Source organism: Caldithrix sp. (genome assembly GCF_056497305.1).
The window spans coordinates 20,465-40,761 of sequence record NZ_JBSMDE010000203.1 but is presented as its reverse complement, the minus strand read 5'-3'; the positions used below and the strand labels follow the sequence as shown (position 1 = coordinate 40,761).

At 43.0% G+C, this 20,297-nt stretch carries 15 protein-coding genes; 9 read left to right on the top strand and 6 right to left on the bottom strand.

Annotation, left to right across the window (positions count from 1 at the left end; genetic code table 11):
* From ACWB0I_RS17045 to ACWB0I_RS17025, 5 genes are all read left to right on the top strand, one after another.
* A partial coding sequence (locus ACWB0I_RS17045; RefSeq protein ID WP_479389292.1) for a Fic family protein occupies nt 1-1,277 on the top strand: 1,277 nt, incomplete at its 5' end.
* Nucleotides 1,278-1,445: 168 nt separating this feature from the next.
* The gene (locus ACWB0I_RS17040; RefSeq protein ID WP_479389291.1) at nt 1,446-2,936 is read left to right on the top strand and encodes a class I SAM-dependent DNA methyltransferase; all 1,491 of its coding nucleotides are present in this window, start codon (nt 1,446-1,448) and stop codon (nt 2,934-2,936) included.
* A complete protein-coding gene (locus tag ACWB0I_RS17035; RefSeq protein WP_479389290.1) occupies nt 2,920-3,645 on the top strand; it encodes a hypothetical protein in 726 nt (241 codons plus the stop codon). Before ACWB0I_RS17040 ends, ACWB0I_RS17035 begins: the two co-directional genes overlap by 17 nt.
* 172 nt (nt 3,646-3,817) lie before the next feature.
* A complete protein-coding gene (locus tag ACWB0I_RS17030; protein WP_479389289.1) occupies nt 3,818-4,207 on the top strand; it encodes a hypothetical protein in 390 nt (129 codons plus the stop codon).
* Between the two features lie 233 nt (nt 4,208-4,440).
* Entirely contained in the window at nt 4,441-5,799 is a 1,359-nt protein-coding gene (locus ACWB0I_RS17025; RefSeq protein WP_479389288.1) for an MATE family efflux transporter, read from the top strand.
* An 88-nt stretch (nt 5,800-5,887) separates the two neighbouring features.
* On the opposite strand, the gene recO is transcribed toward ACWB0I_RS17025, so the two are convergent.
* The 3 genes from recO to ACWB0I_RS17010 are packed head-to-tail and all read right to left on the bottom strand — an operon-like array spanning nt 5,888 to nt 9,281.
* Nucleotides 5,888-6,637, bottom strand: coding sequence for a DNA repair protein RecO (gene recO, locus ACWB0I_RS17020; protein WP_479389287.1), 750 nt, complete (start codon nt 6,635-6,637; stop codon nt 5,888-5,890).
* 8 nt (nt 6,638-6,645) lie between these two features.
* Nucleotides 6,646-7,770 carry an N-acetyl-alpha-D-glucosaminyl L-malate synthase BshA gene (gene bshA / locus ACWB0I_RS17015; RefSeq protein WP_479389286.1) on the bottom strand — a complete coding sequence of 375 codons (1,125 nt, stop codon included), beginning with the start codon at nt 7,768-7,770 and terminating at the stop codon, nt 6,646-6,648.
* Nucleotides 7,767-9,281 carry a diguanylate cyclase gene (locus ACWB0I_RS17010; RefSeq protein WP_479389285.1) on the bottom strand — a complete coding sequence of 505 codons (1,515 nt, stop codon included), beginning with the start codon at nt 9,279-9,281 and terminating at the stop codon, nt 7,767-7,769. Before ACWB0I_RS17010 ends, bshA begins: the two co-directional genes overlap by 4 nt.
* A 246-nt stretch (nt 9,282-9,527) precedes the next feature.
* On the opposite strand from ACWB0I_RS17010, the gene ACWB0I_RS17005 reads away from it, so the two are divergent.
* On the top strand, nt 9,528-9,935 hold the full coding sequence (locus ACWB0I_RS17005) for a hypothetical protein (protein WP_479389284.1): 408 nt from the start codon (nt 9,528-9,530) through the stop codon (nt 9,933-9,935).
* Here the strand turns inward: ACWB0I_RS17005 and ACWB0I_RS17000 are convergent.
* Entirely contained in the window at nt 9,913-12,585 is a 2,673-nt protein-coding gene (locus tag ACWB0I_RS17000; RefSeq protein ID WP_479389283.1) for a hypothetical protein, read from the bottom strand. The genes ACWB0I_RS17005 and ACWB0I_RS17000 overlap by 23 nt on opposite strands.
* A gap of 94 nt (nt 12,586-12,679) precedes the next feature.
* Between ACWB0I_RS17000 and ACWB0I_RS16995 the strand changes: the two genes are divergently transcribed.
* Both ACWB0I_RS16995 and ACWB0I_RS16990 read left to right on the top strand, forming a co-directional pair.
* On the top strand, nt 12,680-13,627 hold the full coding sequence (locus ACWB0I_RS16995) for a 1-aminocyclopropane-1-carboxylate deaminase/D-cysteine desulfhydrase (RefSeq protein ID WP_479389282.1): 948 nt from the start codon (nt 12,680-12,682) through the stop codon (nt 13,625-13,627).
* A 369-nt stretch (nt 13,628-13,996) separates the two neighbouring features.
* Nucleotides 13,997-14,887, top strand: coding sequence for a tetratricopeptide repeat protein (locus ACWB0I_RS16990; RefSeq protein WP_479389281.1), 891 nt, complete (start codon nt 13,997-13,999; stop codon nt 14,885-14,887).
* A 106-nt stretch (nt 14,888-14,993) separates the two neighbouring features.
* Here ACWB0I_RS16990 and ACWB0I_RS16985 read toward each other — a convergent pair whose 3' ends face one another.
* Nucleotides 14,994-17,234, bottom strand: a complete 2,241-nt coding sequence (locus tag ACWB0I_RS16985) for a TonB-dependent receptor (protein ID WP_479389280.1) — start codon at nt 17,232-17,234, stop codon at nt 14,994-14,996.
* On the bottom strand, nt 17,224-18,888 hold the full coding sequence (locus ACWB0I_RS16980) for a hypothetical protein (RefSeq protein ID WP_479389279.1): 1,665 nt from the start codon (nt 18,886-18,888) through the stop codon (nt 17,224-17,226). The genes ACWB0I_RS16985 and ACWB0I_RS16980 overlap by 11 nt, the downstream gene beginning before the upstream one ends.
* Nucleotides 18,889-19,451: 563 nt before the next feature.
* Between ACWB0I_RS16980 and ACWB0I_RS16975 the strand changes: the two genes are divergently transcribed.
* Entirely contained in the window at nt 19,452-20,120 is a 669-nt protein-coding gene (locus ACWB0I_RS16975; protein ID WP_479389278.1) for a hypothetical protein, read from the top strand.
* Nucleotides 20,121-20,297: the final 177 nt, after the last annotated feature.

The following is a 20,297-nucleotide window of genomic DNA, read 5'->3' as shown; positions in this document are numbered from 1 at the left end:
TGTACATTCGTAAGCAAAGTACGTTTTCCGAAAATAAAATTTACCCTTATGTGCAGGCAGGCGATCTGCGCAAAGATCTAATACGCTATGTACGCAAAATGCTTTCCATTCGCAGTCCTGAGCACCCTTGGTTAAAATTAGATGATATGGAATTGCTCAAAAGCGCGCGGCTTTATCAAAAAGATTATCGTACAGGTCAGCAAGGACTTACGCTTGCTGCCGTTCTTTTATTGGGCAGGGATGAAGTCATTCACTCCATACTGCCGCACTACCGAACAGACGCCATTTTGCGCAGAATTAATGTGGACCGCTACGATGATCGGGATGACGTGCGCACCAATTTGATTGAAAGCTACGAACGCTTGATGGCTTTCATCCAGAAACACCTGCCCGATCCTTTCTATTTAGAAGGGGATCAGCGCATCTCTCCGCGCGAACGAATGTTTCGTGAAGTGATTTCCAATATTTTGATTCATCGGGAATATTTAAATCACTATCCGGCTAAACTGGTTATTGAACAGAATCGTGTGCTTACGGAGAATGCCAACCGTCCGCATGGCTACGGCATTATTACGCCCGCCAATTTTTCACCGTTCCCCAAAAATCCGGTGATTGCCCGTTTTTTCAGGGAAATTGGCCGCGCTGATGAACTTGGATCCGGTGTGCGTAATCTGTTCAAATACTACCATGTTTTTTCAGATACGCCACCGGAATTAATTGAAGGTGATATTTTCAAAATTGTCGTAGATGTAAGCAAAATAGCCCGGCAGGTTACTCCGCAGGTTACCCCGCAAGAGGAGAGAATAAAAAGAATTCTGGCGTTTTGTGAAAAACCCCGCTCGAGGGAAGAAATTCAAAAATTTACAGGATTGAGAGATCGAAAATATTTCAGGCGAAATATATTAAATCCATTAGTTGAAAAAGGACTATTATTATTAACAATACCTGAAAAACCCAATAGTCCAAATCAAAAATATTATTCTAAAAAAAATAACGGTAAAATAATCCCTCATTTTACCCCCCAGGTTACCCCTCAAGCTACCCCCCAAGCTACCCCGCAAGATGATGATAAAATTGAGGGATTAAATGAGGAATTAAAACAATTGCTGGAAATCATAAAAATAAATCCCGGAATTCAGGTTAAAGATATTCCAGCGCTTCTTGCAAACCGGTCTCTAAAGACCATTGAAAGACAATTGAAAGTTCTAAAAGAAAAATCGTTAATCGAAAGACGCGGTAGCCGGAAAACGGGCGGCTATTATTTAAAGGAAAATTAAGACTTCTGCAAAATTAAACTGTGGCTGTCATTCTGAGGAGTCCCGAGAATCGGGACGACGAAGAATCCACTGTTTTTATTTAACTTATGAGATTCTTCGCTTCGCTCAGAATGACAATTAATGCAATTTTGCAGAAGTCTAAAAGGAAAATTAACAATGGAGGTTAAGATGTCCGAAAACACATCGGCCATTATTTCGAAGGTGTGGAGTTTTGCAAACGTTCTACGCGACGATGGCGTCAGCTATGGTGATTATCTGGAGCAGTTGACCTATTTACTGTTTTTAAAGATGGCGGATGAATTTTCAAAACCTCCTTACAACCGTCATTTGACCATTCCAGAAGCATACAACTGGCAGAGTCTGCGCAGCAAACGGGGGGCTGAGCTGGAAGCTCATTACGTCCGCACCCTTGAAGCGTTAGGTAATCAAAAAGGAATGTTAGGGCAGATTTTTACTAAAGCGCAAAATAAAATTCAGGATCCGGCCAAACTCTACAAATTGATCGATATGATCGATAAAGAAAAGTGGGCGACCATGGGCGCGGACGTTAAAGGAAAGATTTACGAAGGTTTGCTTGAAAAAAACGCCGAAGACACAAAAAGCGGGGCCGGTCAATATTTTACGCCAAGACCTTTAATCAAAGCCATGGTAGCCTGCATCCGTCCGGAGCCGATGAAAACGATTGCCGATCCGGCCTGCGGAACGGGTGGTTTTTTTCTGGCTGCCTATGATTTTATCGTCAACAATTATGCTCTGGATCGCGAGCAGAAGGAATTTTTAAAACACAAAACCTTCCATGGCAATGAAATTGTTGCCAACACACGCCGGCTGGCTCTGATGAACATGTTTCTGCATAATATTGGCGATATCGATAAAGGCGCTTCCATTGCTCCCACCGATGCACTGGTGTCCGATGCCGGCGACCGGTACGATTATGTCCTCACCAATCCGCCCTTTGGCAAAAAAAGCAGCATGACCTTTACCAATGAAGAAGGCAAGCAGGAAAAAGAAGAGCTGGTTTACAATCGGCAGGATTTCTGGGCCACCACTTCCAATAAGCAGTTGAATTTTGTGCAGCACATTTACACCATGTTAAAGACCACCGGCAAAGCCGCCGTCGTTGTGCCGGACAATGTGCTTTTTGAAGGCGGGGCTGGTGAAACGGTACGCAAAAAACTTTTAGAGAACACTGAACTGCACACCATTTTGCGTCTGCCGACGGGCATTTTCTACAAGCCCGGTGTCAAGGCCAACGTCATTTTCTTTGACAATCGTCCGGCCAGCCAGGAGCCCTGGACAAAAGAAGTGTGGATTTATGACTTCCGCACAAACGTACATTTCACGCTAAAGAAAAATCCGTTAAAGTTGGAAGATCTTGAAGATTTCATCCGCTGTTACAATCCGCAAAACCGGCATCAACGTAAGGAAACATGGTCGCCGGATAATCCCAATGGCCGCTGGCGAAAGTTCACCTACGATGAAATCATCGCCCGGGATAAGACCAGCCTGGACATCTTCTGGATCAAAGACAAAAGCCTTGCCGACCTGGACAATCTGCCTGCTCCGGACATTTTAGCCGAAGAAATTGTGGATAATCTTGAGGACGCCCTGGAAACTTTTCAGGAAATGATTGAAATTTTAAATGGGAAAAAGGATTGAAAACAAATATGATTTTAAGGAGAAAAAAGAGATGCATTTAAGTGAAGTTATTCAAAAAGCGATTTTGATTAGAGATTATCTTAAAAATTTTATGGATGATCCTGTGAATGAAATTGATGATTCTTTACTCCCCGTCGTGCCTTTTAAAATGAGCAGTGAAATTAAAGTGATCATCATTGCTCAGGATCCAACCATTCAGCGGGAAAAATCCAGACAAAAAATTGATATTACTTTAAATCTGGATAAAAACGGGGCGCTTAAAAATTATATTGAGAAAATTTGCAAAAATTTAAATGTTGGAATAGAGAATATTTACGCTACTAATCTATTTAAGTACTTTTATAAAAAGCCCCCGGAAAAAACGTTTGATGTTCTAAAAAAGCATCTTGATCCTAATTTAAAATTATTAATAGAGGAACTGGATATATTTGGCGATGTTCCCATTTTAACGCTGGGAGAACCTGTTCTAAAATTATTGACAAAAGATGGCTTTAAATCAAATGTTCATTATTACTGGGGCTTTGAGCCGGGCAATGAATACCCGTCCAGAGCATTTAACTATTGCCGGGCGGAGACTAATTTATTAAGCCGCAGTTTATTCCCAATTGCTCATCAACCCGCTTTTAGTAAAATTAGTAGATATAAAAACGCATTCGATCATTATCTAAAATTTACTTATGAGACCTGTAAAGCTTTAAAAATACTCTAATTTTAATTTTACCTTGAAATCTTGCAATTCAAAGAGTGAATTTAAAGTCTACTTTTATCTACCTGCCGTTTTACGTTTAATTAGGAATTTTCTAAATTTTTAATTAAATTATTATCGATAAAATCATAATTCATTAAAAATTGATAAATTGTGAAATCAAAACGAGGATCGCATGAAATCAACACCATTTAATCCTAAAACGGATTTGTCTCCGATTCCTTTTACTGAGCGTGTTTGTATTTTTGCCAGGAATCTGAAGGAAAATGGACTTGTTTGGGACCCGCATCCCGGTTGTTTTGTCTGGGATCCGTCCCGTTCGCTTAAAGTTTCCTCACCGTTCCCAAATAATATCTATTTCATGTTGAATGTCGGACACTTTGAAAGATTGTTGGGCAATAAAGAGGCCATCCGGCGTCGATTGGTCTGGATTCCTACCTGGTACCAGGCCCGTCAGTTATTGCAAAAAATCGGCATTTCTCTGGAAGAGATTAATGCCTGTCATTCCGAAGATCCGGAACAGGAATTATTGAACCTGTACACCAAGATTTTAAATGAGCTGTAAAATAGCTATTAATCTTTTCCAAATTCAGGCCATCCGCTTATCTGGGAGTTGGATGGCCTTATTTTTTAGGAATAGTACAACAAATGTTTTAAAATTGAACATCGGCGCTAATGAAAAGTCATGCAAAATAAACGTAACCCGCAGCGAATAACACAGGCAAATTCTTTAAAGTCCGTATTAAGAAAATTGAGATTTACCACAAGCATCAGGTCAACTGATTTGCGGGCAAAACCATGACATCGTTTTTTCGAATCTATTCCAGCCATTTTAAAGAAACGCTTCGTTTAGCTTATCCGGTTTCCATTGCTCACCTGGGACATGTAATGCTGGGCGTGGTGGATAGCATGATGGTCGGTCACGTGGGGGCCGATTCCCTGGCTGCCGCTTCCCTGGTCAATGGACTGGCCTTTTTGTTTTTAGTATTTGGTCTTGGGCTCTCGTTGATTATTACCCCGCTGGTGGCCATTGCCCGTGGACAAAAAGATGAGCAAGCCTGCGCTAATATTTTACAAAATGCGCTGTGGTTTAATACGCTATTTACTTTATTGCTTTCTTTACTTATTTTTTTCATTGCGCCATTGCTTACATTATTAAAGCAGCCACCTACCGTAGTTACTCTGGCCATTCCCTACGCCCGCATTATCGGATTTAGTTTTGTGCCATTCGTTATTTTCCAGTCTTTAAAACAATTTTTAGAAGGATTGGGCATTACAAAACCGGCCATGTACGTAATGATGCTGGCCAATCTGATTAATGTCCTGGGCAACTGGCTGCTCATTTATGGTCACTGGGGGGTTCCGGCAATGGGATTAACGGGCGCAGGGTTTTCTACCTTATTGACGCGCATCATTCAGGGGCTTACTTTAATCTTCTTCATCCGCTGGAGTCCACGTTTTAGCAATTTTAAGATTTCGGTTCGTTGGAAGTATTTAAGCTGGCAGCGTATCAGGCAATTAGCTGCCCTTGGCATCCCAACCGGTTTTCAGCACTTTTTTGAAGTGGGGGCCTTTTCATTTTCTGCTGTGATGATCGGCTGGTTAGGCAGCCAATCGCTGGCGGCACATCAAATTGCGCTGAGCATGGCTTCGCTATCTTTCATGGTTGCCCTGGGGATTACGGCCGCCGGTACGATTCGTGTAAGCCATTTTCTGGGCAAAAGCGATTTGTTAAGCGTAAAGCGCGCTGGCCTGACCACGGTGTTTTTAGCTATTGTATTAATGAGCTGTTTTGGATTACTGTTTGTCATCTTTAGAGATGAATTGCCCCTGTTATTCGTTCAGGATGGCCAGGTCATCAAAATGGCTTCCACTTTATTAATCATTGCCGCTCTGTTTCAGGTTTCCAATGCAACCCAGGCAGCGGGTATTGCTATTTTACGCGGTCTTACAGATGTAAAAATTCCCATGATATTAAGTTTTGCGGCTTATTGGGTGCTTGGTTTACCGGTCGGATATTTATTGGGATTTACCTTTCAACTCAATGTCAATGGTATCTGGTTGGGATTTTTAACTGGTTTGAGTTTTGCGGGCCTGGCCTTTGTAATTCGCTTTTTTTACATGTTTAAACGGATTGCTCACCAGAATTCTCTGTAGAAAGATTCGTAGGTTGAACCAGCATTGGCCAGATTTAGAGTTTACCAGAGTTAAGATTACCTTAAAAATTGGGCAAACGTCTTTATTTTTAAGGGAGCATTTTTAATGAATCGAGATGCAGAGAATGTCCAAGGTGGACGTTTAAATATTTCAACAGCAAAGCGGTAAAATCAATGGAAAAACCAAATTCAGAAGTTAAGGTATGAATTTTTTTGTAAGGGTAGTCTTGTAAACGTTGTAAAAAATAGATCTCTTTAGCATTTAGTTTTAAATTGTGGGCCGTATCAGAAGCGCAACGGGTGCAGGCCAGGCCTCCTTTCTGTAACACAAAGATGGCGCCCTGTTCAAAGTCGCTTTGGCCACACCAGAGGCAGCTCTGGAAGTTAGGTTTAAATCCCAGGTAAGAACAAAATTTTAATAAAAAATACCAGAACACAATTTGCGGATGGGGCGCTTGTTGAGTGGCGCGCACCATTTGTACAAGGAAATCAAAAAATATTTCGTCTTTGTGCCCGGGTTGCAAAGTTTTTTGAATCGTTTCTAACATGGCCATGGCAAAAGGTAAGCGGTGTAAATCGCTTTTTAAAGGAAGGAAAAGGTCCAATATGTCAGCCGAAGTAATGATCTGTAATTCGCGCGTTTCTTTAAATGAAAGAGCGATTTGAACCAGATTCAGTGTTTCAAGACGGCCAGCTAAAGGACTGTTTTTACGGAATACACCGCGGGCAATGGCCTTGAGCAATCCCAATTCACGACTGTAAAGTGTAACAATCTTGCTGGTTTCGTGCCAGCGGATGGAGTGTAAAATCAGGGCTGGGGTTTTAAGCAGTTCGGCCATTTGCCGTCCTATTCCTGATTAAGAATTTCCTGGTAGAATTTCAGATAGAGGGGCGTAATGTTTTTCGGATGATATTGGGCAAAGGCCCTCTGTTTGGCATTGCTGGCAAATTGTTTCCGTAGTTCTGTGTCGTTTCGCAACATTTCAATTACCTGAACGTAGCGGTCGATCTGACCGATTGGTACCACAAATCCGGTTTTCCCATCAATGTTGACCTCTGGCAAACCGCCGGCGTCCGAAGTTACGCAGGGCACGCCACAGGCCATGGCCTCTAAGGCCGCCAGTCCAAAACTTTCATTTCCACTGGGCAATAAGAAAATGTCTGATTTTAATAGAATATTCATGACCGAATCTTGCTTGCCCAGGAAGATAAAGTATTTTTCAAGATTTTTTTCATGAATCATATGCTCCACAATAGAACGGTCAGGCCCGTCTCCAACCATGTAAACCAGAACCGGAAAACGACCGATAAGCTGTTCCACAATCAACACAATGTCCCTCACTCTTTTTAGGGGACGAAAATTGGAGATATGGCAGAGGACCAATGGCTTACTTTTGTCTGGTGTTCTAACAGTAGGCGATTTATCAGCCAATTTAAGATAATTGGTTGGCACAAAATTAGGTATGACCTGGATATTTTTATTGATGTCAAAGGCTTGGCCTGTTTCCCTGGCCAGGTATTCACTTACCGAGGTAACGCCATCGCTTTTATTGATGGCATATTGGACGGTACGTTTAAAGGAGGGATGCTGCCCAACCAGCGTAATATCGGTGCCATGTAAAGTGGTAATGACTTTAATGTTGTGATTCCCGAGAATATCGCGTGCCAGGCAGGCGCTGGTGGCATGGGGTATGGCGTAATGGGCATGAATGATTTGCAATCCCACAAATTCTGCCACTTCCACAATTTTGGAGGCCAGGGCCAGCGAATACGGCGGATATTGAAAAACCGGATACTCAAGCACTTCCACTTCATGAAAGTACAAATTTTTTTGAAACTGATTCAAGCGGTAGGGGATGGCGTACGAAATAAAATGCACCTCATGACCTTCACAAGCCAGATAAATTCCCAATTCAGTAGCCACCACGCCACTCCCCCCATAGGTCGGATAGCAGGTAATCCCGATTTTCATTGAAGAATTTCCTTCTCTACAGTTGAGTCAAAAGCCTTTACACGATTTCGTCCGTGGCGTTTGGCAAAATAGAGCGCGGCATCTGCCTTTTGTGTCAATTCTTCACCCGTGGACGCATCGTGAGGCATGGTTGCCAGGCCCACACTGACGGTGACTTTACCCATGGGTTGAATCTCTTCATGAGGGAAATAGGTCTTTTCAATCGCCTTACGAATACGTTCGGCTACAATAACTGCACCGGATTTTGTGGTGCCTGGGAGAATCACGGCAAATTCTTCTCCGCCATAGCGCGCTACAATGTCATTTTCACGGGCGGTCTGACGCAGAATTTGAGCAAATTTTTTCAGTACCTCGTCGCCAGCCGGATGACCGAGCGTGTCATTGTAATTTTTAAAATGGTCAACATCCAGAATCAGTAAAGACAGGTCGGTCCGCATACGTTTGTGACGTACCACCTCTTCATTCAGACGCAGTTTAAAGTAACGGAAGTTGTGCAATCCCGTCATGCCATCTGTGTAAGATAGTTGTTTAATCTCATCGTAGAGCAGGGCATTGGCAATTGAGATGGAGATGATGTTGGTCAAAATGCTTAGATGTTCCCATTCATTGCGATCCAGATTGCGGTTAGACAGGCGCTGGCCCAGGGCGATTAAGCCCTGTAACTGATTTTGCACCATTATGGGGGTGACAAATTCCAGCCCCAATTGTTTTAATTTTTCAAGGGCTGACGATTTGCTTTTTAATTCTAATTGCAGGGCGTCAATCGATTTAGGCGCCGGATTTTGGTTCAGGCTCGCAATCAAAGGGTCGGTTCGATGAATGGCAAAATCTTCGATCTCTTTTTGGTGAAATCCTTTGGAATTGATAGGTTCCAATAAATCCGGCTTCACTTTCGAAGTTAATAAAAACAGTGCGTTTTTACAGGAAAATTGCCCGACCAGAGTGAGTAAAATAGAGTTTACCAGCCGGTCAAATTCAAGGATTGAGTTTAATTCAATGGAAATTTCGAATAGAGAGTTCAGATTAAAAACATTACGCCTAAGTTCCTGATTCTTTTCCAGTAATTGTTGATAGAGCTGGTTAATCTGTTTATTGGCTTTCTCCAATTCTTGGCTTTTATTTCGTAAATTTTCATTCAGGTTTTTGATGCGCAGGGCCGTGTTGATGCGCGCTTTAAGTTCATCCAGATTAAAGGGTTTGGTTAAATAATCATCTGCCCCCAATTTGAGACCGGTAATGATGTCTTCGGTGGCGCTTTTGGCCGAGATGATAATAACCGGAGTGTAGCCCGCAGAATCCGCCGTATTTTTAATGATTTTTAAGGCTTCGAGCCCAGACATACCTGGCAACATCAAATCCAGTAAAACGAGGTCCGGTTTTTCGGATTCCAGTATGCTTAAACCATTTTCAGCATCTTCGCTACCGAATACCTTAAATTCGTCCTCTTCCAAAAAACGCGTAAGGATGAGGAGCATCTCTTTGTGATCTTCAATAATCAATATTTTTCGCATCTGCTCTGCACGCATACCTACCTGTAAATTTTCTCTTAAGTAGAAGGTTAAAAATTAATTTATTAACTATCAAATTTATTCCTCTGGCAAAAAAATTCGTTTCTTTTGCCAATCCTTTGTAAATTCCAATTCATGTTTCACTAAAACAAAACGTGTGTTATGACAATAAGACTATCGTCAAAATTTAAACATTTTTTTAATTTTTTTAAATCTGCTCTAATTTTATGCACTTTTTCACTGATTGTTGTGTTTTGTGGCAAAAACGGAACCGATTCAGAAAATAAGGAAATTGTCTTTCCTGAAGAAGGCGTCAGTTTTCTAAATCATGTACAACCTTTATTCGATAGAAAATGCGGCCTGGAATCTGGATGTCATTCTCCTTCGGACCAACCAACCAATACGAACCGTTTAACCTACTCGATTCTGGTGACTAAATCTTTACTACTAAATTTTACGCTAACCAAAACGGGCGAAAAATTGATCGATCTGAACATCCATCAAAAAAATCCGGATATTGCGCCGCTGTATTTGATTCTGTCGGTTGGCTATCCTAATGAGCAGCAGGACCTGATGCCCCCCATTCCCCGCGAGCCCTTAAATCAAAATCAGTTAAATGGCATCCTTCAGTGGATCAGAGAGGGGTGTCCCGATTAGGGACTTGCGGTTTGATTTCAAATTGTTTTAAAACTTTCAATTGTAGCGGGCCAGGCAGTTTAAAACTGGGCACAGGACTAAATAATTCAATACTCGCAAAAGCGCCGCGATTCAGAATGAGGTCAATCTGATTTTCCCCCGTTTTTAGATAGGCCCCCAGGCGGAATTTAAAAGGTGGATACCAGCGCCTATTAACCACCTGTCCGTTGATCCTCAGCTCGCAGGCCTGGGTTAAACCCGGTAACTCCAGAATATATTCGCAATCGTTCCGGAATTGCTTGAGCATGAAACTGTTGCGCAGTCGAATAGATGAAATTCTGGGGTCCAAAATCGATTCAATATCCTGTAAATGAATTACCTTGCTAAAAAACTCCGTTTCCAGAATCCAGTGGTCGTCCGGCAGGGCAATGGGTGGGTGTACTTCGGTAATCATAAAACTGGCCGGCCTCTGGCTCTTGTTGTTTTCCAGAACGATGTCAACAGGTCCCAATTGGTCCTGAGGCAGGTAGATCAGAAATTGATTTTCCGGTGTGACCTCCAGCTCAAAATCATTCGCGCTACAAAAAGCCAGACGCCATAAGTCGCTTACATCGCTATTCTTTGGAATGATGATCAACTTACTCTCCAGTGGGGCAAAGGTCAGGGGAACTTCCAGCTGATCGGCGTAGATGTTCCAGTAATGAACAGGCCTTTGTTTTTTTTCGGCAAAACACCACTGATATGGTTGAGCAATCTCTTTCGATTTTAGCACTCCCCGATTGTACTGCTCAAAACGCAGGTTGGTCAAAAAGACGAAGTAAGAGTGTTGTGTCTCTTTGACTCTGAGCAGAATATCGTTTCCTTCCCAAAATACGGTGTTCTTTTGCAGGTAGAAGGTCAAAAATGAATGGAGTTGTTCAATTTTAGGGATGAAGTAACTCTTGCCCTGGGAGTCGTCCTGGACAAAAGCCATGCTGCCCGAACTTTCATCAGACAACCAGAGTTGGCGTTTAATCTTCCTGAATTTTTTCAGTTTTTCTTTAAGCTCAACTTTGTCCGGTAGCACGCACAAAGTGGCAAGGTGTCCGCCGGATTTAAAGAATAAAAACAGCTTCTTCAAAACACGATAGGGAATGTTGCGAATGCCCGGCAATAAAATGAGACTAAATGATTGTTGTTTGAATAGAATCCTGTCCTGTTCTATTTTACAATATCTTTCTGCAATAAAATGATCGAAACTGATTAATTCGAATTGCATGCCCGACTTAGACAGGACTTCGACGGTGCGGTAATAGGTTGCTTTGTCGACATCCAGCGAGGGGATCAACATCAAAATTTGGGCGTTGGGAACGCCTTTGTTTAAAAAATTGATTAACTGGTGCAAGTAGGCGCTTTGCGTATTGAATAGCGTGGGATCAGAAAATTGAGCAGCCGGAACACGGTCGACTGTCAGCCAGAATTGTGTGGCTCCGGCCTGAGTTAGGAGATCGAAGTAAAATTTTTGTTCAACCAGGGAAAAAGAAGGTGACAGCAAAGAAGCAAAATTCACCGCCACATTGGATTGATCGTTGGCAAAGGCTTCGGAGGCCATCTGTTTAACGGCGCTGAAACTTTGCCAGAAGTAGGGGGTGTTGATGTGAAAATGTTTATGATCAATGGTTAAAATATATTGGTGATCGGTGGGTAAGATGTGCGTCAGGGGCTTCTCTGCTCGCACCAGGTAATGTACTTTTGAAGCGATGATTTCCAGGCGCGATTTTAACACAGAAACAAAAAAGCGTTTAAAAACAATTTTAAGGAAAAAATTGTCGAGTTGAGCCTCGGACTTAAAATAGTAGTAGGCTATGGTTTTTTTGATGCCATTTAACACATTTTCCAGTGAAGGCGTGTAATGCACCCTGTTAATCGATTGGGTGATGTCGAACATGTGGTCCAGTGGATAGACAATACTTTCCGGGCGAAACGGGAGGTGGTCCAGTACCTCTTTAAAATGCTTTTGAATGGCTGCCAGAGCGGAGGAGTCAAAATAATTGATGAGAAAAGGGGGATTGGTATTGGACGAAACCGCGTACAGGCGGAGTACAACAATGGCCTTCCCTTCGCTTAGCGCCTTACAGTCCGTGAAGGCGCCGGTTTCTCTGTTAAAGCAGTCCGTGATATCTACCACCTGATCGTCCATACTGCCATTCTGTTCCTTTTTGATTAAAAAGATGGATTCAACGTCTTCCGGGGAAGGGATGGTAAACGACGTGCGCCCTTTGACCTGTTCAAACGCATAGACTTCCGGAGATTGATCCCAGAAATGAAAGACCGGATAGCCTAAAATTTTATTTCGCTTAAAATATTGATGGTTACAAAAGAGCGCCGGTAACACATATTTGCGGGCTTTTAGGGGATCGCTGGAAAAGAGCTGTGCTAAATCGGGCCAGAAAATAACGGAAATCCGGAACTTGCGGAAGAGGTTGATTAACGACAGATCCTGCTTAAAAAGATGTTCCAATACGCTGAGGGGCGTTTCTAAAAGTATTCTTTGCACACCCAGTGAGTGTACCTGTTTTAAGAATGACCTGAATTCCTCTGCATTCTGTCCGTTTTTCAAAACAATTTTAAGGGCCAGAAAGTCCTGATCATCCATTCCATCCGCAAAGAGCAGGGGCGCTTCCAATTTCATTTTGTCATGCCTTTAAAATTTTGCAGGTCTGGATTATTTTATTATTTTAATTACTATCATATAACAAATTTAAAAATAAAAGTAAAGAGAAAATATGGAATACATCGAACATTTTGACTTTGCTTTACTTCCTACACCGTTACAACCCATCAAAATAGGTCAAACCTCCAATCCCATTTTTGTCAAGAGAGATGACCTGACCGGATTGGAATTATCGGGCAACAAAGTAAGAAAATTAGATTTTTTATTCAAAGAGGCATTCGAACAAAAGGCGCAAAGGATTATTACCTGTGGCGGTATTCAATCTAACCACTGTCGGGCGGTAGGCTTCCTGGCCACCAGGCTGGGACTGAAGACGACGCTTGTTCTAAAAGGCCAGGCGCCTGTTGAGCCCGCCACCGGAAATTTTCTACTAAATAAATTACTGAATGTGGATGTACAATTCGTTTCCGCTGAAGAATACCAACACGTGAATGCCATCATGGAACAGGTGGCAAACGAGGCAAGCGAGCAATGCTACATTATTCCAGAAGGCGGTTCCAATGCCTTTGGGGCCTGGGGCTATGTTAGAGCCTTTGAAGAGATTGTGCAGCAACTACCCGATGTTGACGTGATTGTACTGGCTACCGGTAGCGGTGGGACCCATGCCGGCTTGTTAATCGGTAAGTGGCTCATGGGACATCCCTGTCGCATCATTTCTGTTAATGTGTGTGACAGCGCTGAATATTTCAAGAAAAAGATTGCACAGATCGCTCTGGATTTTAAACAACGATTCATTCCCGAGTTGATCATTAAAGAGGAAGAGATCGAAATAGTTGACGGCTTTGTCGGGCCCGGTTACGGAAAAGTTACCGGGACTGAAATTAAAACCATTAGACGCGTAGCACAGCGTTATGGCTTTGTGCTGGATCCGGTTTACACGGTCAAAGCCTGGTTGGGTTTCGAAGCGTTGTTGCAGGAAGGTAACTGGTCCTCGAAAAAGATTGTATTTGTGCATACCGGGGGCATCTTCGGGCTGTTTGCTTATGGCCATTTATTTTGATTTTGCAGTTTTTGATGATTTCAGAATGCCTTAGGTCACACCTCTGTTTGCTATTTTCTCCAAATTTTAGGCTGTTATGTTTACCTGATAAGTCTGGGGGCGTTTCTGGAAACCGAGGCCTGAGAGTCATGCTGTTAAAATAACGCCGATTTTTGCCAGGTGAGGTGTACGCCTTACTTGAACACAGAAGAGCTCTGCAAAGGGGAAAATTTTCTGTTATCTGGATGAGTCCCAAAAAATTGGGCAACGAGAAGCTTTTTGTTTTGGTTTCGGTTAAAAGATTTCTCGCCCCAATAAATTGGATTAAGAAATGACATAGAGGTCCATTTTTCATAATTTAATAAAATGAATCAATAAACGGAGGAAGTTATGCCTGAACTGAATGATGCCCTGAACCTGTTCGAGATGGGGAAAATCAATCAATCGGAGAAACGGTTAAAAGCCCTGTTAAACGAACAGGGAGATCAGCCCGAACTCTATTTCTATTTAAGCAAAATTTCTTTTCAAAAAGATCAGTATGACGAAGCGCTAAAATATATTGAAAAGGCCATTGAATTGGAGCCGCAAAAAGCAGAATATCATGCGATGTTAGGTGAAACACTGGGCATGAAAGCTCAGCAAGCCGGCATGATTAAAGGCGCCATGCTATTGCGAAAGGTGAAAAGCGCCTTTGAAAAGGCGCTTGCATTAAAAGCGGATAGCTTGCTGGCCAGAGAAGGCCTATTCATGATCTATCTCTTCACGCCATCGGTGGCCGGTGGCGATGAGAAAAAAGCCCATGAATTGTTGGAGCAGATCAAAGAACAGGATAGAGCGCATGGGCATATGGCGCAGGCCATGGTCTTTTTAAAGCAAAACAAGTTGTCCGAAGCAGAAGCTGAATTTGAGAAAGCAATTCAGGAAAACGCACATGATCGGGAAATCTTAATCCGCATTTTTCGCTATTACCTGCAACGTCAAAATTACAACAAAGCCAATGAAATTGCCGACCTGTTTGTTAAAAACTTCCCTGAGGACCCAAGAGGCTATCATTTTAAAGGCGAAGCGCATTTAAACGCCCAACAACCGGACGAAGCTTTAAGCTGGTTTAATCTGGCCATCGAAAAAGATGAGCTCTTTTTTAACGCTTATTTGAATCGGGCTCGCGTCTTCCTGGCGCAACAGCAACAGGCCATGGCTCAAAAAGACATCGACTTTGTTGTACAACATCCGGAGGCCCCTGAAGAGCTGAAAGAGAGAGCCGCAAAGTTGAAATCCTGAGGCACAAGGTCAACTTAAAACAATCTGGCAGGGATTAATTGAAACCCAGAGGGCGTAAAATTTTTTTGTTCTTTGTGGTTGATATTATGGTTGCGGCTTTACCGCCTTAAAAGGAAAGCGAGAAGCCAAAAACGGGCAAACGGGGCAGCATGTAAATGACATCGCGGTTAATCATGGTCTCGCCGGCTTCATTCTGAGTGATGTAATATAATGCCTGATCAAAATTCCGGTGATTGGTTACATTAATGATTTCAAAATAGGTCTGCAATCGTTCGGTCTGGTAGCTAAGCCGGATATCCCAGCGAAAATAAGGATGGCGCCTGGTCACATTTACAGGAATGACCGTCCATTCATTGGTGTTGCTCTTGGTCCAGCCTAAGGGTTCACTGATGGGAAAGCCGCTGGAGGCTTTAATCAGTGAGCTGAATCTCAATTTAGTAGACAATTTTTCCCGGAAGGACCAGCTGAGCCAGTGGCGGTTGTCAAAATATTGGTATTCCCAGGGCGAATAGATGTTCTTCTTGAATTGGGCCACACTGTAAACGTAACCCAGCTGACTTTGCCAGTTTTTAGACAGGTAGGCCAGATTGAATTCAAGTCCTTTAGCCATGGCTCGCCAGTCATCTGTTATGCTAATAGTGGTCGAGGAGTTCTCGATTTTAGCCACGTATTCTCCGCGTAAAAATCGGGTGTCTTTGTAATAGGCTTCCAGACGCAAGATTAATCTAGAAAAAAGCTTGTGTCCCAGGCCCAGACCCAGGTAGTTCAATTTAGGCGAGCGCATTTGGGCCAGGATGTCTGGAGCGGTAATGGGTTCGTGTTTGCTGTTCAAATTGATCATCTGTGGAAATTGGCGGAAGATACCCCAGGCCAGACTGGCGTACAATTCACCATAAATTTGCCAGCGTAAAGAGAAGCGAGGATCAAAGGTTAATATCTTGTTAAGGGTAGAATAATCGGCGCGTACCCCCAGTTTAGCCCGCAAGGATTTGAGTAGATTAAAATGGCTGTCCAGGTAAACATTGGAAGCGCGGTAACGAATTTTGGCCCGGGAAGTAGGATTGGAATTGATGAGATGTTGCAATTGATGGGTGGCTTGTTCTTCCACGTTTGTAAGTTCACCTCCAGTGGCCAAAAATAACCAGGGCAGCGCTTCCCACTCTATTTTGCCAAGCAGATTACTGCGTTGAATTTTGGTTCGATAGTGGCTGTAATTGCCAATAAAGGAAGAGGACGAAAACAGCGAATCCATGTTGCTTTGCCTGGCAGCGATCAGTTTGTAGTTGAGTTTTTGGTTCAGAAATCCAGAAAGAGTGAGCGCAAACAGTACATTTCTGGCTCTGGTAAATAGGTTGCCGTTCATCTGTCTGGCGTTAATCAGGTCGGTGCCTTCCTGGCCAGCGAGGCTGGTAAATCGGATATTAAAAGCCGGACTGAATTTCCAGGTGAGTTTAAAAAACAGATCATTAAAAAAGGGATAGGTGGTTTTGGTTGAGGTGATTTTCCGGATTAAAAAATCATAGTAAGTACCCCGTAAAGAAAAGACGATTCCCAAATTTTTGCTGATCGGGCCGCTTAAAAAATAGCGCGCTGCAAGTAGATTAACGGAGAGTTTGTTTTTCCATTCATGGGCTGGATCACAGGTTGTTATTTCGATTAAGCCGCCCAGACGGTTACCATAGGAGACTGGAAAGCCGCCTAAGGACAATTTAAGGTCTCGAATTACATCGGAATTGACCACGCTGATTCCACCATAGCCCAAAATTTTGGCGCGGTAAGGATTCTGCAGCAAGAGTCCATCCAGAACCACAGCCTGATCTTCCGGCTGGCTGCCCCGGATGTACAAATTGCTGGTGTAATCGCTATGACTGGAAACGCCGGTAATGGATTGCAGAGCTTTAAGCGGGTCTTCAAAAGCGCCCGGCTGCCCGACAATTTGCATGCTGTTCAACTGGTGACTGCCCTGAAACAGCTCGGCCAGCGGAGAAATCCAGTGCATGGATTCCACGCGTATTTCCTGCGTATTGTAGGAAGTTGGCTCTAAAGCAACGGTTAACGCAAGCGTGGTGTCACCAGATATGGTCACCGGCCATTGCAATTTTTTAAAACCGATGCTTTGAAATACCAGTAAGTGCGAACCGCGTGGCACATGCTTTAAAAAGAAATATCCGCTGGAATCGGAAACGCAGCCCAACGTTGTATCGGACAAATAAATATTTACATAGGGCAGCGGCCTGTGGGCTTCCTTTATGGTGACATAGCCCTCAATGGTCGATTGCCCCCAAAATGGCAGGGGAAAAACCAAAAGAAAAATAATTAAACCATTTATGCCATGATTAAATATCATCAGAATAAAGAATTTGCTCCAGGATTACGCGGGGCGCCTGCCCCTCTTCTTTGTAAACATAATAGATACCGGTTCCGTCGGCGCTCCAATCAAAATCAATAATGTTACGGGACTGCAGATGGAGAATCCAGTTCAAATTGTTTGACTTTAAAAAATAGACACCCAGCGTAGGTTGTCCTTTAAAAATAGCATATTCTCCGATTTTTTTGTTTAACTCTGTGTTTGATGGCGCCCAGCGTACGGCCTCGGCCACCAGGGTGTAGGCTTTTTCATATTTAAGATCGTTGCCCGTGTAAGAATAGGTAAACAGTCGCGAAATATCGGGAATGGTGTACAGTACTTTTCGGGTTCTGATGGTCCAGCTAAAATCTCTGATCTCCGAATAGAGATCGATCGCAAATTCTTTGGTCTGGCCGCTCTGGGGATTAAACAGAATCTGTTTTTGCGCCTCTTTTCGATTGCTGATAAACGATAGCCAATCATCTTCCGGCCCCCAGCGCGCAATGGGCGCGTACTCAAAAGGAATGTTTACCGGATATTGTTTGTGTGACTCAAGATCAAGAATTTGCACACGATCGTTTTTTAGATAAAGTAACTTTTGCCCGGTTCTATTCCAGCTCAGGCTGGAAACGGTTTGATTTTCGAATTCCAGCTTGTGGCGCACACTGGATAGTCGTGGATCAAAGACAAGTAACCTGTCCTTTTGGGCCATTTTAATCAGAGCAATATTGCCTTCATTGTTGGCCCACACCGCCTGCTGATAGCCATCGGACATTTGGATGGTTGAGGGGGCAATGACCGTCTTATGGAGAGGATTCAAATCCAGAATCGTGTAGTTAGCATCCGAAAATAGTAAAAGTTGGTTTTTATGCCATTGGGGCGCTGAGGTCGCCTGAAAAGGCAGCGTTACGGTCTGCACCTGCCGATCGGGGAGTCTCATGATTTTAAGTACATTGTTTCCCCCCAGCCAGGCAATTTGCTTTCCTGTTTCAGCGATCGAAAGCAGACGGGCTGTTGGATCAACGCGCATGGAATCCATAGTTTGACCATTTACATCCAACCAGTAAAGAGAAGCGGCCCCTGAAATTACGTTGATTCCAATAAATGTCAAAGTGTGGCTCAGGGAATTAAAATCTACGCTGTGGATTTTATAGCGTGTGCTACGCAACAGTTGTCGGGAAATTAAACGGTCGCCTTTGATTAGGTACTGAATAATCTGAGAATAGGTATGGCTTTGTGAAAGCAGCAATAGTGCCGGTTGGTCATTCTGCCATTTAACAATCTGCACCCGTTGATCGGGCAGAGGAATGGTGAAGACCTGTTGCTGGGCCAGGGGGTTGATGTAGAGTTTATGGTTAAAAATCCAGGATATGGTCTGGGCATTTTGGGAGACTGAAAACGAGTCCGATACAAAAAAGGGCAGTACATGCGTTGTGCGCTGATTACCGTTTAATATCTGTAATTCCTTAGTATCCACTATCATGGCCAGTTGTTCCTGATGGGGAGAGACCGCGATTTCGGCAATGTGCTCATTCAGGGAGGCCTGATAAATGTTCTGCGGTTTGCTGGTTTGCCGAACATAATCTTTTTGCAGTGGATTGCTGCAACTCAGGAAAAAAATAAATCCTAAGAAAAAAAGAATTGACCTCTTCATAAATGTTTCCCTGTTTGTTACGACCTTGAGGGAAGATCAGTCATTCACATTCCATTAAAGGCACAAAGCGATTGTGGAAGAAATCAATTCCATTTGATTTCAAAGATTCATATTTTCAGTAAGACATAATATAAAGGGGTAGTTAATTTACAGGGTGTGACTAAAACACAAATTTTGAAGCAATTTTTTTGAATTTTTAAAAATCTTTCTATTATCGGTAAATAGGCCCCGGGCTTTAAAACAATTTTTTGTCTGAAGAATTAGAGTGAGTCAGAAGGTGAGGGCTCGAGCCGCCTGTCATTCTTCATCTGGATCCGTAGCGCATTTCTCTTCTTCCGTCTGAAGAAAGACTCTTTCATGCCCGGACAGTCAAGATTGCACAGAACCGATGGTCGCCATGGCCTGCTCTTATTTTTACATGCTGTAAGCAGACTTCCGGGGCATTTACCATTGCCAGCGGACAAGGTGTTAATCCTTGCCGCAAAATAAGAAACTTGCCAGAAAGAAATTTAGTGTTTATTTTTAGTAAACAGCCTCATTAACTTTTCAGGGATTACAGGCTTATGTTACGATGGTATCGTCGTCGTTCTTTCGAATTTAAGTTTGCTGTTAACAGGGTCTGGTTCGAATTACTGCTGCTTTTCCTGTTAAATTCTTGTATTACTACCAATTACTACACCGCCCGCACTCTAAAGCAGGGTCAGAGCGCCGTAACGGTTGGTATGGACAACCTATTGATCATTTCTGAAGATGGGGAGAAGATGAGTAAAAAGATGACCTTTACGCCCAGCCTGGGACTGAGCCGGGGATTGCCATTACGCCTGGAAGCCGGATTCCGCTATTATTTCCCCTATTTGTTTGAAGCCAGCCTTCGGCATCAATTGAATTCTCCATCCTTTACCTGGTTTGATGTGAGCCTCAATGTACACGGCGGCCTGATACTGTCAGACCAGCTCAAGCATGTATCCAGACCCTATTGGAAATATGGCTTGACAATCAGTAAAGAGATGTGGCGTGTGGAACCCTATTTTAGTTTTTACCTGAATAAAAATTTCATGATCGAACGCTTAAATGATTCATTGTCTGATTATCAGATTTTTACTTTTGGAATGGCCATCCCCATTTTTAAAAAAGATCGGATTTATCCGGAGATCAATTACCTGAAAAACCAATTTGGCGCGGAAAACTACTTCACGTTTGGCGTGGGAATCCGGGCCTTCTGGGGAAACTGACCCGTTTGTAAAATGGAGCATTCAAGTCGGAGAAATACGATAAAGGAGGTTGTGTTAAGGCCGTAAAGCGGTAACCCTTAATCAAGCATGGAGAAGGCAATAAAACTACAAATGCAGGAGAGAGCATTTTAAATTAAAAATTACGAAATTTTTTGTTAAACTGCGAAAAGATCAGGG

Excerpts from the sequence above, each read along its gene's own strand:
- ACWB0I_RS17040 (WP_479389291.1), top strand. The coding sequence starts at position 1,446 with ATGTCCGAAAACACATCGGCCATTATTTCGAAGGTGTGGAGTTTTGCA.
- ACWB0I_RS17035 (WP_479389290.1), top strand. The coding sequence starts at position 2,920 with ATGGGAAAAAGGATTGAAAACAAATATGATTTTAAGGAGAAAAAAGAG.
- ACWB0I_RS17030 (WP_479389289.1), top strand. The coding sequence starts at position 3,818 with ATGAAATCAACACCATTTAATCCTAAAACGGATTTGTCTCCGATTCCT.
- ACWB0I_RS17025 (WP_479389288.1), top strand. The coding sequence starts at position 4,441 with ATGACATCGTTTTTTCGAATCTATTCCAGCCATTTTAAAGAAACGCTT.
- recO (WP_479389287.1), bottom strand. The coding sequence starts at position 6,637 with ATGGCCGAACTGCTTAAAACCCCAGCCCTGATTTTACACTCCATCCGC.
- bshA (WP_479389286.1), bottom strand. The coding sequence starts at position 7,770 with ATGAAAATCGGGATTACCTGCTATCCGACCTATGGGGGGAGTGGCGTG.
- ACWB0I_RS17010 (WP_479389285.1), bottom strand. The coding sequence starts at position 9,281 with ATGCGAAAAATATTGATTATTGAAGATCACAAAGAGATGCTCCTCATC.
- ACWB0I_RS17000 (WP_479389283.1), bottom strand. The coding sequence starts at position 12,585 with ATGAAATTGGAAGCGCCCCTGCTCTTTGCGGATGGAATGGATGATCAG.
- ACWB0I_RS16995 (WP_479389282.1), top strand. The coding sequence starts at position 12,680 with ATGGAATACATCGAACATTTTGACTTTGCTTTACTTCCTACACCGTTA.
- ACWB0I_RS16990 (WP_479389281.1), top strand. The coding sequence starts at position 13,997 with ATGCCTGAACTGAATGATGCCCTGAACCTGTTCGAGATGGGGAAAATC.
- ACWB0I_RS16985 (WP_479389280.1), bottom strand. The coding sequence starts at position 17,234 with ATGATATTTAATCATGGCATAAATGGTTTAATTATTTTTCTTTTGGTT.
- ACWB0I_RS16980 (WP_479389279.1), bottom strand. The coding sequence starts at position 18,888 with ATGAAGAGGTCAATTCTTTTTTTCTTAGGATTTATTTTTTTCCTGAGT.
- ACWB0I_RS16975 (WP_479389278.1), top strand. The coding sequence starts at position 19,452 with ATGTTACGATGGTATCGTCGTCGTTCTTTCGAATTTAAGTTTGCTGTT.